11 protein-coding genes are annotated in these 12,988 nt (G+C 62.9%); 3 read left to right on the top strand and 8 right to left on the bottom strand.

Annotated features, from left to right (window positions below):
- Window positions 1–13: 13 nt before the first annotated feature.
- Both clpB and K663_RS15740 read right to left on the bottom strand, forming a co-directional pair.
- Window positions 14–2,593 carry an ATP-dependent chaperone ClpB gene (clpB, locus tag K663_RS15745; RefSeq protein ID WP_062119644.1) on the bottom strand — a complete coding sequence of 860 codons (2,580 nt, stop codon included), beginning with the start codon at window positions 2,591–2,593 and terminating at the stop codon, window positions 14–16.
- Between the two features lie 89 nt (window positions 2,594–2,682).
- Window positions 2,683–4,311, bottom strand: coding sequence for a M20/M25/M40 family metallo-hydrolase (locus K663_RS15740; protein WP_062119639.1), 1,629 nt, complete (start codon window positions 4,309–4,311; stop codon window positions 2,683–2,685).
- A 149-nt stretch (window positions 4,312–4,460) separates the two neighbouring features.
- Between K663_RS15740 and K663_RS15735 the strand changes: the two genes are divergently transcribed.
- The 3 genes from K663_RS15735 (at window position 4,461) to K663_RS15725 (ending at window position 8,209) form a co-directional block, all read left to right on the top strand.
- On the top strand, window positions 4,461–7,322 hold the full coding sequence (locus K663_RS15735) for a M16 family metallopeptidase (RefSeq protein WP_062119637.1): 2,862 nt from the start codon (window positions 4,461–4,463) through the stop codon (window positions 7,320–7,322).
- Between the two features lie 21 nt (window positions 7,323–7,343).
- The gene (locus K663_RS15730) at window positions 7,344–7,646 is read left to right on the top strand and encodes a hypothetical protein (RefSeq protein WP_062121072.1); all 303 of its coding nucleotides are present in this window, start codon (window positions 7,344–7,346) and stop codon (window positions 7,644–7,646) included.
- 113 nt (window positions 7,647–7,759) lie between these two features.
- On the top strand, window positions 7,760–8,209 hold the full coding sequence (locus tag K663_RS15725) for a MarR family transcriptional regulator (protein ID WP_062119634.1): 450 nt from the start codon (window positions 7,760–7,762) through the stop codon (window positions 8,207–8,209).
- A 117-nt stretch (window positions 8,210–8,326) separates the two neighbouring features.
- On the opposite strand, the gene pal is transcribed toward K663_RS15725, so the two are convergent.
- From pal to ybgC, 6 genes are all read right to left on the bottom strand, one after another.
- Window positions 8,327–8,842 carry a peptidoglycan-associated lipoprotein Pal gene (pal, locus tag K663_RS15720; protein WP_062119631.1) on the bottom strand — a complete coding sequence of 172 codons (516 nt, stop codon included), beginning with the start codon at window positions 8,840–8,842 and terminating at the stop codon, window positions 8,327–8,329.
- A 59-nt stretch (window positions 8,843–8,901) separates the two neighbouring features.
- Window positions 8,902–10,224 carry a Tol-Pal system beta propeller repeat protein TolB gene (tolB, locus tag K663_RS15715; protein WP_062119628.1) on the bottom strand — a complete coding sequence of 441 codons (1,323 nt, stop codon included), beginning with the start codon at window positions 10,222–10,224 and terminating at the stop codon, window positions 8,902–8,904.
- Complete coding sequence (locus K663_RS15710; RefSeq protein WP_062119625.1) at window positions 10,221–11,150, bottom strand: hypothetical protein; 930 nt, start codon at window positions 11,148–11,150, stop codon at window positions 10,221–10,223. The genes tolB and K663_RS15710 overlap by 4 nt, the downstream gene beginning before the upstream one ends.
- 18 nt (window positions 11,151–11,168) lie before the next feature.
- Window positions 11,169–11,633, bottom strand: coding sequence for a protein TolR (tolR, locus tag K663_RS15705; protein ID WP_062119622.1), 465 nt, complete (start codon window positions 11,631–11,633; stop codon window positions 11,169–11,171).
- 125 nt (window positions 11,634–11,758) lie between these two features.
- Window positions 11,759–12,478: a protein TolQ gene (tolQ, locus tag K663_RS15700; protein ID WP_062119619.1), complete on the bottom strand. Its 720-nt coding sequence runs from the start codon at window positions 12,476–12,478 to the stop codon at window positions 11,759–11,761.
- Window positions 12,475–12,945 (bottom strand): tol-pal system-associated acyl-CoA thioesterase, encoded by a 471-nt coding sequence (gene ybgC, locus K663_RS15695; RefSeq protein ID WP_062119617.1) that lies wholly within the window; start codon window positions 12,943–12,945, stop codon window positions 12,475–12,477. The genes tolQ and ybgC overlap by 4 nt, the downstream gene beginning before the upstream one ends.
- Window positions 12,946–12,988: the final 43 nt, after the last annotated feature.

Genomic DNA, 12,988 nt, shown 5'->3' with positions numbered 1-12,988 from the left:
AGCGAGGGATCAGTCACCCCACGCTCAGCTTAAGCGCGCCATCGCCCTCATCGACGCGCACCGTGGACCCGTCGGGAACTTCGCCGCGCAGGATGAGGTCGGCCAGTGGATCCTGCAGGTAACGCTGCACCGCTCGCTTCAATGGCCGCGCGCCATAGACCGGGTCGTAGCCTACCCGCCCCAGCCACGCCCGCGCGCCATCGGTCAGGTCCAGCACGACCTTGCGATCCTTCAACAGCTTTTGCACGCGCCCAACCTGGATATCGACGATCGGGGCCATATGGCTCGCGCCCAGACGGTGGAACAGGATCACCTCGTCCAGCCGGTTGAGGAATTCGGGCCTGAAGTGGCTCCGGACGATCTCCATCACCTGATCCTCGACCTTCTCTACCGGTTCGTCATCGGCCAGCCCGGCAATGAACTGGCTGCCCAGGTTCGACGTCAGCACGATGATCGTGTTGGTGAAATCGACGGTTCGTCCCTGACCATCGGTCAGGCGGCCATCGTCCAGCACTTGCAGCAGCACGTTGAACACATCGCTATGTGCTTTTTCAACCTCGTCGAACAGCACGACCTGGTAGGGCCGCCGCCGCACCGCCTCGGTCAACACGCCGCCTTCCTCATAGCCGACATAGCCGGGAGGCGCGCCGATCAGCCGGGCGACGCTGTGCTTCTCCATGAACTCGCTCATGTCGATGCGCACCATCGCGCTATCGTCGTCAAACAGGAAACCGGCGAGCGCCTTGGTCAATTCGGTCTTGCCGACGCCTGTCGGCCCCAGGAACAGGAAGGAACCAAGCGGCCGGTTGGGATCCTGCAATCCGGCCCGCGAGCGCCGAACGGCGGTCGATACGGCTTTCACCGCATCGGCCTGTCCGATCACTCGCTTGCCAAGCTCTTCCTCCATCGCGAGCAGCTTCTCCCGCTCCCCTTCCATCATCTTGTCGACGGGAATGCCCGTCCAGCGCGACACGACGCCTGCAATGTCTTCGCTCGTCACTTCCTCGCGCAGCATCGCGCCTTCGGTCGCGCCTTCCGCCTCCGCGATCTTGCGCTCCAGCTCGGGAATGCGCCCATAGGCCAGCTCACCAGCCTTGCCGAGGTCACCCGCCCGCTGCGCCTGCTCTAGTTCCACCCGAGCGGCGTCCAACTGCTCCTTCAACTTGCTCTCGCCAGCAATCTTGTCCTTCTCCGCCTGCCAGCGCTGTGTCAGTTCGGCCGACTGCTGCTCCAGATTGGCAAGATCGCTCTCCAAAGCCTCCAGACGATCCTTCGACGCTTTATCGGTCTCCTTGCGGAGCGCTTCGCGTTCGATTTTCAGCTGGATGATGCGCCGGTCGAGCGTCTCGATCTCCTCAGGCTTGGACTCGACCTCCATGCGCAGGCGTGACGCAGCCTCGTCCATCAGGTCGATGGCCTTGTCGGGCAGGAATCGGTCGGTAATGTAGCGGTTCGAAAGCGTCGCCGCCGACACGATCGCCCCGTCGGTGATCCGCACGCCATGGTGCAGCTCATATTTCTCCTTGAGCCCGCGCAGGATGGAGATGGTGTCCTCCACCGTCGGCTCGCCCACAAAAATGGGCTGGAAACGCCGTTGAAGCGCCGGGTCCTTTTCAACATATTTGCGATATTCGTCGAGCGTCGTCGCGCCGATGCAGTGCAATTCGCCGCGTGCGAGGGCGGGCTTGAGCAGATTGCCCGCGTCCATCGCGCCTTCTGATTTGCCCGCGCCGATCAGCGTGTGCATTTCGTCGATGAATAATATGATCTGGCCTTCACCAGCCTTCACCTCGTCGAGCACGCCTTTCAGCCGCTCTTCGAACTCGCCGCGATATTTGGCGCCAGCGATCAGCGACCCCATGTCGAGCGCCATCAGCGCGCGGTCCCTGAGCGTATCGGGCACGTCGCCATTGGCGATGCGCAGCGCTAAGCCTTCGGCGATCGCGGTCTTGCCGACGCCGGGGTCGCCGATCAGGACCGGATTGTTCTTGGTCCGGCGTGCCAGGATCTGGATGGTACGCCGGATTTCCTCGTCGCGGCCGATCACCGGGTCGAGCTTGCCATCCCTCGCCGCCTGCGTGAGGTCGCGTGCAAATTTCTTCAGCGCGTCATAGCGATCTTCCGCGCTCGCCGTATCGGCTGAACGGCCGCCGCGCAGGTTGTTGATCGCTGCGTTGAGCGCCTCGGCCTTCAGGCCAGCTGCATTCAGCGCCTTTCCGGCCGCCGTGGTGGTGGCGAGTGTCAGGGCCAGCAGCAGTCGCTCGACCGTGACGAAGCTGTCGCCCGCCTTGGCGGCAACCTGTTCGGCGCTGTCGAGCACGCGGACGGCGTCATTGTCGAGTCCCGGCGTCTGTTGCGCACCACTGCCCGACACCGCGGGCACCTTCGCCAGCGCCGCGTCGGTCTCCCGAAGTGCCACGGCAGCATCACCGCCTGCGGCCTTGATCAGGCCGGACGCCATGCCCTGCTCATCTTCCAGCAGCGCCTTCAGCAGATGCTCGGGGCTTATGCGCTGATGGCTCATCCGAATTGCGACGGTTTGCGCCGACTGGAGGAATCCCTTGGCGCGGTCAGTGAATTTCTCGAGGTTCATGTCATCCTCACGGGCTTAAATATGCCAGTCATGTAGTGTTGCTAAAAAGCCACACAAGGGGCGCATCCAAATAATGCGTCAGTCTATGCTCATTGTTTCGTCACCTTTTGCGCTTCAGCCGCAAATTCATCCCCGAAAAAATCGCCTGAATACCATTGGGGCGCATGATCCGCATTGGCGACGTCCCGCGCAATGGCGTAATTTACGTATGCGAACTTGGCCGCGGCGTTCCAATTGAAGGGCAGGCTGATCCGGTCAGACGGCTGATGATAATCGGTTTTCAGGAACTTCTGGAACTCCTGCCTTCCCGAACCGTCAAAGCCGGTCATCAGGAAGACGGCGGGGATACCTTCCTGGACGAAGCGATAATGGTCCGACCGGGTGAACAGCCCCTCGTCCGGCAACGGGTCAGGCGATAGTGCGATGCCCGACGCCTCTGCCGCCCGTTGGACAATCGGCCCCAAGGTTGAATGTTCAGCGCCAAATGCGATCAAGTCCTGGAAATCATAAGTCAGGATGGGCATGTCCAGATTGATAACTGCCACCACCCGTCCGCCAGGCGGTGTCACCGGATGTTTCGCCAGGAACTGCGATCCTATCAGCCCGTCCTCCTCGGCGGTGACGGCCGCGAACAGGATCGATCGGCGCGGTCGCCGTCCGTGTTGCGCGAAGGCCTTGGCCACCGCCAGCATGGTCGCGACGCCAGCTGCATTATCCATTGCGCCATTGCAAATCCTGGGAAGCCCCTTGGCGTCGCTGCGCATTCCCAGATGATCGAGATGCGCCATCAGCAGAATATATTCGTCCTCCAGTTGCGGGTCCGATCCCTTCAACATCGCCAGCACATTGGAGCTGGCTGCCGCGCTGACCGCAGCGTTACGTTCCAGCCTGACGGTCGGGCGAAGCGGGAAGCCTCGCATGGGCCTGCGCTTTGCCGCCTGCTTGCGGATTGCCGTCAGGGACGCGCCGCTTCCAGCCAGCAAAGCGTTGGCGGCGGCGCCGGTGGCATAGGCGGTCGCGACGATGCCCGGCGTCCGGCTGAAGCTGCGCCCATCTGCTCCCACCCAGCCGACGATGGGTCCCGTGAGGCGGTCGCGCAACCTGACCCAAGGCGTACGCGTCAGGAGACTTTCGCTGGGGATGGTGATGAGTCCGATGGCGCCTGCGGCCTGCGCTGCTGCGGCCTTTTCGGCGGCCAGATGCGCGGCGATCTCACTCGGCAAGCCGGCGGGCGCGCCGGACAGGGCGACTGCGAATTTTCCCTTCAGATCGAGACCCGCATAATCGTCGATCTTCTCGCGCACTGACGCCACTCCGAAACCGACAAATACCGCCTGCGCCTCTACGGTCTGACGAGGCTCCCGGCCAAAGGCGCTGATGATGACGTCGCCGCCATTTTCGAACCGCCTGCCGCCTATGGTGAGCGATGACGTCATCCGCTGGTCCAGCTGGGTGACGACAAGCGGCACCGACTGATACCAGCTATCTTGCACCGCCTGTCGCAGGCCGAGCGCTTCGAAGCGTGCGGCAACATAGCGTGCGGCAAGATCATAACCGCGCGTGGCCGCATCCCGGCCTTCCAGCAAATCGTCCGAGAGGAAGCCTATATCCGCCCGGATTTCGGCGGAGGAGATTTCGGCGGGCGAACCCTGCGCTGCAGGGGCGGGGATCAGGAAAAAGAATGAACAAACCAGAAAAAAGCGGCGGTCGAGGCGCATCAGCGGTTATCCTCTCCTTGATTGAAACATGACGTTATCCCGTGTTGCACCCCTGTCCAGCGGAATGCGTATTGCGCGGCTAACCCGCCTCGCTATGCTGCGCCTGTGCGGGGTGTGCGGCCGCATGCCATTGATTTCATGAGGCGCTCATGACCTTTTTCCCCCTGTCGCGGCGGCTGATGCTGGCGCTTGGCCTTTGCTCTCTGTCGCTCGCGCCGATAACGCAGGCGGTCTCCGCGCCTGGCGTGGCTGCGCCCGCGCCGCTCTCCAGCCTCGTTGAGGCAGTCGATATTCCCTATGAGCAGTTCACACTCAAAAATGGGCTGCGCGTTATCGTTCATACCGATCGCAAGGCGCCGGTGGTCGCGGTGTCGGTCTGGTATCATGTCGGGTCGCGGTTTGAACCCAAGGGCAAGACCGGCTTTGCGCATCTGTTCGAACATCTGATGTTCTATGGTTCGGAAAATGCGGACGGGCCATTTTTCGGTCGTCTGGAGGATATCGGCGCGACCGACTGGAATGGCACGACCTGGTTTGATCGAACCAATTATTTCGAGACGGTGCCGACAGGCGCGCTCGACCGGGCCTTGTTTCTGGAAGCCGACCGCATGGGCCATCTGCTGGGCGCTGTCACGCAGGCCAAGCTGGATACGCAGCGCGGGGTCGTCCAGAATGAAAAACGGATGGGCGAGAATGAGCCCTATGGCCTCGTCGAATATGCTCAGCTGGCCGCCATGCTGCCGGAGGGGCACCCCTATCGCCATTCGACGATCGGCTCGATGGCAGATCTGAATGCGGCCAGTCTTGCCGATGTGCAGAACTGGTTCAAGACGCATTACGGTCCCAACAATGCCGTACTGGTGCTGGCGGGGGACATTGATCCTCCCACTGCCCGTGCCAAGGTAGAAAAATGGTTTGGCGATATTCCGCCCGGCCCGGCGCCCAAGGATGTGGAAGCGGCCGTCCCCACCCTTCCGCAGGATGTCGAGAAGGTGATGCACGACAATGTCGCGGCCACGCGGCTCTATCGCAATTGGATCGTACCTGGAGTGAATTCGGCAGACCTGCCGCAGCTCGACCTTGCCATGGCGGTATTTGGCGGGCTCAAATCCTCTCGCCTGGATAATGTGCTGGTACGCGGGGAGAAGGTTGCGGTGGCCGTCAAGGCGAGCGTCCAGCCCTTTGAAAAGCTGTCCATCGCGGAGATTACGGTAGACGTTAAGCCCGGTCAGGATGCCGCAGCGGTGGGCAAGCGGCTGGACCAGCTGCTCGCCGACTATCTGGCCAAGGGGCCTACAAGCGATGAGGTTCAGCGGGCGGCGACGCGGCAGCTTTCCGGCACCATCGGCGGCTTGGAAAAGGTAGGCGGGTTCAGCGGCAAGGCGGTGACGCTGGCCGAAGGTGCGGTCTATTCCAACGATCCGGCAAAATATAAGAAGGACCTTGCTTTCTACGCCGCCGCTACGCCGCAATCGGTGGGCGAGGCGGCTCGCAAATGGCTGGGGCGGCCGGTGTTTCGGCTGACCGTTGCACCTGGCGACAGGTCCCCGGAAGATAATGCGCTGGCAGGCAACGCGACACATCGCCCCGCCTATTTCCGTGATCCCCAGAAGGCTGCGCCTGTGGCGGCGACACCGCCAGCGCCGACGAAAATCGCCGCGCCCGCTATCGAACCGGTCAAGGATCTGGAATTCCCGAAGATCGAACATGCGAAGCTGAAGAACGGGATTCCGGTCATATTTGCGCGCCGGGCGACGGTGCCGGTGATTCGGGTATCGGTGTCATTCGATGCTGGCAATGCCGCCGATGACAAGGCGAAGCTCGGCACGGCGGGGCTGACCACTGCGTTGCTGGACGAAGGGACGAAGACGCGGAACTCGATCCAGATTGCCGAGGAGCAGGAGCGGCTGGGGGCATCCATCAGCGCGGGTAACGGCATGGATACGACCACCGTCGGTCTTTATGCGTTGAAGCCCAATCTTGATGCGTCGCTCGGATTGCTGGCCGATGTGATCCGCAACCCGGCCTTCGCCCCGCAAGAGGTGGAACGGCTGCGTGGGCAGGTGCTGACCCGGATTGCCGCCGAAAAGACCGCGCCCATGCCGATTGCACAACGCCTGTTGCCGCCGCTTCTTTACGGGCAGGCGCATCCCTATGGCATTCCCTTTACCGGGTCGGGCACGGAAAGCGGGGTCAAGGCGGTGACGCGCGCTGACCTTATCGCCTTCCATGACAGATGGCTGCGGCCCGACAATGCCACCATCTTCGTAGCGGGCGACACGGAACTGGCCGAGGTCATGCCGCTGCTTGAAAAGCGGTTCGGCGACTGGAAAGCGCCGAATGTCGCGAAGGGAACCAAGCTGTTCCGCATGGACCGGATGATGCGACCGTCACGGATCATATTGGTCGACAAGCCGCAGAGCCCGCAGTCGATGATCCTCGCGGGGCTGCTGACCAACAAGCGCGGCATCGACAATCCGGTGACGCTGATCACAGCCAACGAGGTGCTGGGTGGTAGTTCGACGTCCCGTCTGATCATGGATCTGCGCGAGACGAAGGGGTGGGCCTATTCGGCGGGAAGCACCCTGCCTGGCGTGAAGGATACGATGCCGCTTCTGGTCTATGCGCCGGTGCAGACGGACAAGACGGGGGCGTCGATCGTTGCGGCGCGCAAGGACATCACCGACTTTCTGACGAGCAAGGGGACGAGTGAGGCCGAGCGGAACCAGACGATCAACAGCCAGATCCTGTCGCTGCCCGGCAGCTTCGAAACATCGTCCGACCTGCTGGGCGCGATGATGCGTAATCGGCTGCTGGAACGGCCGGACGATTTCTATGAAAAGCTGCCAGCGATCTACAGGGCAATGACTCCGGCCGACCTGGACATGGCCGCGCGTGACGCGATCAATCCCGACCGGCTGATCTGGGTGGTCGTGGGTGACGCGAAACTGGTGCGGCCGCAGCTTGACGCCGTGGGCCTGCCGGTCGAGATGGGAACATTGGCCGACTAAGGTCCGCAAAGGAGAATGAAGATGGCAGCTGTCGATGGAGCCTATGATTGTGTGGCGAAGACGCCGCTGGGGGAGCAGAAGGGCGTGTTGACCGTCATCAGTTCGGGAGACGGCTTCCATGGGACTTTCGCCGGGATGATGGGTTCGCTCGATGTGGCTGAGGGCAAGGTTGATGGGAACAAGCTGACCTGGAAGATGAACATGACGATGCCGATGCCGGTGACGATGGATTGCGAGGCCGAGGTGAGTGGCGACAGCATCAGCGGGACCATGCAATTGGGCGCGTTTGGGGCGGCTGGGTTTTCCGGGACGAAGCGGGCTTGATATTGAGGATTTCCGGGGGTTTTTGAAAGCTCCCGGAATTTGAATGCGTGAATGAAGTAGCGAAATAATCGCGGATTATTGACGTTACTCATTTAGTTAGCTACCTAAATTATATGTCGCGGTTGGAAATGGAGCGCGCGCTGGCGCGGAAACTGCCTTTGCTGGTGCGCAGTTGGCGGGCGCTGGCGGATGAGGCGCTGGCGGAGTTTCGCGTGTCGAACAGCGCGGGTTGGTGCCTTGTCCATCTGGACCGGCTGGGCGCTGAGACCCGGCAGGCGGATCTGGCGGAGTTGCTGGGGATCACCCAGCCTTCTCTGGTCAGGACGCTGGATCAGCTGGAGGCGATGGCGCTGGTTAAGCGGGCGTCCAATCCCGATGACAAGCGATCCAATCGCATCGGCTTTACGCCGGCGGGCAAGGAACTGGCGGGGCGCATCGAGGAACGGCTTGATGGCTTGCGGCGTGAACTGCTGGACGGGGTGCCCGATGCCGCCATCGAGATTACGGTGAACCTGTTAGAGCTGTTCAGCCGCCGGATCGCCGAGCGCCGCCAGCGGCCCTGAGCGTTTGCGCGAGCCTCTGTTGAAGGCAAAGGAAATCCCGCCGATCCTGCGACCGGCGGGATATTCCGAGGGTTCATCACGCCCCTGAGGCAGGCGAGCCGCCCGCCCGAAGAGCGATCAATATTGAACGGTGACCGTCACGGCGCGGCGGTTCTGCGCCCAGGAGGCTTCGTCGGAACCCAGCGCAGCGGGACGTTCCTTGCCATAGCTGACGGTGTTGATGCGGCTGGGGTCGATGCCCAGTGAGGCGAGATAGTTTTTCGCGGCATTGGCGCGGCGTTCGCCCAGGGCGATGTTGTAGTCGCGGGTGCCGCGTTCGTCTGCATGGCCTTCGATCGTCACGCGGACATTGGGGTTCTGCTGCAACCAGGCGGCCTGGCTTTGCAGGGTCTGCTGATCCTGCGCATCGACATCATATTGGTCCGTGTCGAAGAAGATGCGGTCGGACGAGACGGAAGCGACGAAATCCTCCTGGCTGCCCTTCACCACACCGCTGGTTCCGCCGATGTCAGTGGGGGTCTGGGCGCTCGTATCGGTCGGCGGCGGGGGAGGCAGATCCTTGGGCGCCTTCTTGCCGCAGGCGGCAAGGGCCAGGACGCATCCTGCGATCAGAAGGGGGCGGGTAAGTTTCATGGCGGTCTCCTTAAGAGAGGTATGAGTTCGTTACGCCTTCGCGACGATGTGGTTCCCTGTCAGGGCAGCAATGGACCCCATGCAGGGTCGGAGCCGCTGAGCGGGGTGGGGATGCGGCGTTCGTTTACCCCGGTAAGATCGACCTGCCAGACCTGGCTGGAGCCGTTGCGGCCGGGCGTGGTGCGGAAAAATTGCAGAACGCGGCCATTGGGCGACCAGCTTGGCTGTTCATCCTGCCAGCCGTTGGTCAATATGCGTTCATTGCCGCCGTCCGGCGTCATGACGGCGATCTTGAAGTCGCCCGAAATCTTCGTGAAGGCGATCAGGTCGCCGCGCGGGCTCCATTCGGGCGTGGCATAGCGCCCGCCCCCATGGCTGATGCGGCGCAGGCCCGATCCATCGGCGTTCATCACATAAATCTGCTGGCTGCCCGACCGGTCGCTTTCAAAGACGATGCGGCTGCCATCGGGCGAATAGCTGCCCCCGACGTCGATGCCGGGCGCGTTGGTGAGGCGAACCGGCTGGCCGCCTTGCGCGGACACGCGGTAGATGTCGGTATTGCCCCCGACAGCCATGGAAAAGAGGATATTGCGGCCATCAGGCGACCAGCGCGGCGCGAAGGTGGTATTGTTGCTTTCGGTGACGAGCCGCTGGCGACCGCTGCCGATGTCATAGACATAGATGCGTACCCGGCTGCCCAGATAGCTGACATAGACGATCGACTTGTAATCGGGCGAGAAGCGCGGAGTGAGCGCGATCGACTGGCCATTGGTGATGAAGCGGTGGTTCGCGCCATCGGAGTCCATGATGGCGAGCCGCTTGGTGCGATTCCCCTTTGGCCCGCTTTCCGCGATATAGGCGATGCGGCTGTCGAAGAAGGGACTTTCGCCCGACAGGCGGGCATAGATGGCGTCGGCGCATTTATGCGCGGCGCGTCGCCAGTCGCGGGGCGCAACGATAAAGCCCTGACGGGTCAGTTCCTGTTTCAGCGCGACGTCATAGAGGTAACAGCCAACGGTGATGTCCGCTTCGCCGCCGGTGGTGCGGACAAAGCCCTGCACGAGCGCCTGATAGGCGCCCCATTTGTCATAGACGGGGTTAGTGACTTCGGGAAAGGCGATGGTCGGGATGCCACCGGGGCCGGACGGATCGAACAGGCCGGAGCCTTTGAGGTCGGTGGCGATGACTTCGGCGATTTTCCGCCCGAGTTCAGTGGACGACCCGGCTGGCGTCGAAACCTCCGCCTGCGCGGGCAGGGCCGGGACGACGATTTTCAGGTTGCTCTCAATCTCACCTGTCACATCGACCGACAGCTGGGCGAGTGCTGGCGGAGCAAAGGCTGCGCAAAGGGCAAGCAGTGCGGTTATTCCGAAGCGTTTCATCGCGCTTTCCTTGCATAGACTCTGAGGGGTTTGAGCCAGTTCCACTGGTCATAATATTCGGCCGGAAGCCCCTGGAAAGGGGATGCCTGAAGCACGGCCTGCACCGCGCGTTCCTTGTAAATGGAAACCTGCGGGCTATTGCTGGCGGTCCTGCCCTGTATATCGAGAACCTCCGGCCTGCCGATCACCCGGCCATTGCGGTCGAGCTTCACTTCAAGAAAGGCAACCAGCAGTTCGACGTCCGCGCCCGAGGGAAGTTTCAGGTGGCGGTAGATCTGGTCGCTGATGAGGCGGTCGAGCGCGGCCTTTTGCGCCGGACCCATGGTGGCGGCGGGCGGCGGCGCGGCCTTTCGCGGCGCGTCGGCTTCGGTGTCGATGCCTTTCAGGAAATCCTTGCCGAGAAGCGAGCCTTTTGGCTTTTCCGCCTTGCCCTGCCCGGATGCGCGCGCGGGGGCATCCGCCTTGGGCTTGGCGGCAGACTTCGCCTTTGACGGCGCGGGCTTGGCGGCGGGCTTTGCAGGGGCGGGTTTGGGCTTTGGCGCAGCCTTGGCCACTTCCTTCTTCGGCGGCGCGGGCTTGGGCTTGGCGGGCGTTGGCTTTTCCGCCTTTTTGGGAGGCGCTGGCTTTGGCGGGGGCGGTGCTGGCGTCGGTTCCGGCTCAGGAGTGGGAGCGGGTTCTGGGACCGGCGCGGGCGCAGCGTCCTCGGTCGGGCCTTCTTCGGGCGCGACACTGGGCGGCGGGGGCTGAAGCGAGACCTGGGGCGCGGTGGACTGGAGCGCGGCTTCGTCCACCAGGCTGACGTCCATGGGCGGCGAGTTCAGTTTCAGGGGATTGGGGGTGGCGAGAAAGCCGACCGACAGCAAGCCGAACAGCAGGACATGTCCTGCGCTCGCCACGCCAAGGCCGATCTTCTCCGCGCGTTCCATGCCCGAACCCTATGCCCCCTATTCTGAACCGTCGCCGAGCGCGGCGTCATTGCCCCCGGTGCTGACCAGTGCGACCTTGTTGAGGCCTGCGCGGTTGAGTTCGCCCATGACCCGCATCACCCGGCCATAGTCGAGGCCGGTGTCGGCGCGCAGGAAGATTTGCGGAGGCTCTGCCTTGCCAGCATTGGCGGAGACGATTTCGGCAAGGCGGCCCGGCAGGTCAGCGTCGCTGATTTCAGCTTCGTCGATATAGAGGCCGCCGTCGCGGTCAATGGACACGATGGTCGGTTTCTGGTCCTGGTCCAGCCCCTTGGCGCGGGTTTCGGGCAGGTTCACGGGAACCCCGGTGACGAGCAGCGGCGCTGTCACCATGAAGATGATGAGCAGCACCAGCATGACATCGACCAGCGGCGTGACGTTGATGTCGGCCATCGGCGCGCGGCCACGGCCACGGCGGTGAGAGGGCGGGCCGGACATGGCCATTTATTGGACCTCCGTCCGGCTCGTCATGCCAGCGGAGGCTGGCATCTCGTGCCTTTGAGCGCGCCTGTAGTCGATGGAGATCCCAGCTTTCGCTGGGATGACGGGTGAGGGGATGATGTTGACCGTCACCGCTGCGTTTCCAGTTCGCGGCTGAGCGTCGAATAAAAGCCGTCGGCAAAGCGGGTGAGCTTTGATTCCATGCGGTTGATGCCGTGGCTGAACCGGTTGTAGGCGATGACGGCGGGGATCGCGGCGAACAGGCCGATGGCGGTGGCGAACAGGGCTTCGGCGATGCCGGGCGCGACGACCGCCAGCGAGCTGTTCTGTTCTTTCGCAATCGCGGTAAAGGCGCGCATGATGCCCCAGACGGTGCCGAACAGGCCGACGAAGGGCGCGACCGAGCCGATGGTGGCGAGGATGTTGAGCCGGTCGGACAGGCGATCCACCTCAGCCGCGATCATGCTGGACATGGCCGTCCCGAGCCGGTCGCGCGTGCCGTCGCGGTCGATCACTTTCTGCGCGGTCGATCGCCGCCATTCGGTGACGCCTGCGGCCATCACCTTAGCGGCAGGGAAATCGGACTTGCCGCGCGCTTCATAGAAGCGGTCGATATCCTCCGCCTTCCAGAAATCCTCCTCGAAGCTGCTGCTCTGGCGGCTGGCCTTGCGCAGGGTGACGCTGAAGCCGATGATCATCGCCCAGGTCCAGATGCTGGCGAGCACGAGGCCCAGCATCACCACCTTTACGACGATATCCGCCTGTAGGAACAGGGCGAGCGGCGAAATGGTCGCAGCGTCGGTGGCGGCGCCGACCGCCGCGCCTAGGTCGGGCATCGAAAGGCTCATGGGTTGATGTCTTCCCCTCTCATCAAGCAGCTGAAAATGTCTATCCAGGGCTTCGGCTGCCGCGTCGGGCGGCCCTGGTGTGTCAGGAAGGCGACGCAGACTTCGCCATCCGTCAGTATTTCATCGCCGCGCCTGACTCTCTGATGAATGGTGCAGGCGACAGGGCGAATTGCGGTCACGCGGCTTTCGACCATCAGGTCGTCGTCCAGCCGCGCGGGCCGCTTGTAGGCGATCTTTAGGTCGGTGACGGCATAGACGCCGGTGCCATCTTCCTGCGCGGCGCGCTGGTCGATGCCCGCTGCGCGCAGCATGTCCGACCGGGCGCGTTCCATGTAGCGCAGATAGTTGGCGTGATAGACCATGCCGGAAAGGTCCGTATCCTCAAAATAAACCCGCAGCGGAAAGTGATGCACGGCGGCGATGAACCTTCCGGTCGCCGGTACGGGCATGGACGCTGATACGGACATGCGCGGCCTTTTAACCATCTAGCGCGCGGCGCGCAAAGGCGGA

It is taken from the genome of Sphingobium sp. MI1205, assembly GCF_001563285.1.
GTDB lineage: Bacteria > Pseudomonadota > Alphaproteobacteria > Sphingomonadales > Sphingomonadaceae > Sphingobium.
This window is presented reverse-complemented; position numbering and strand designations above follow the sequence as displayed.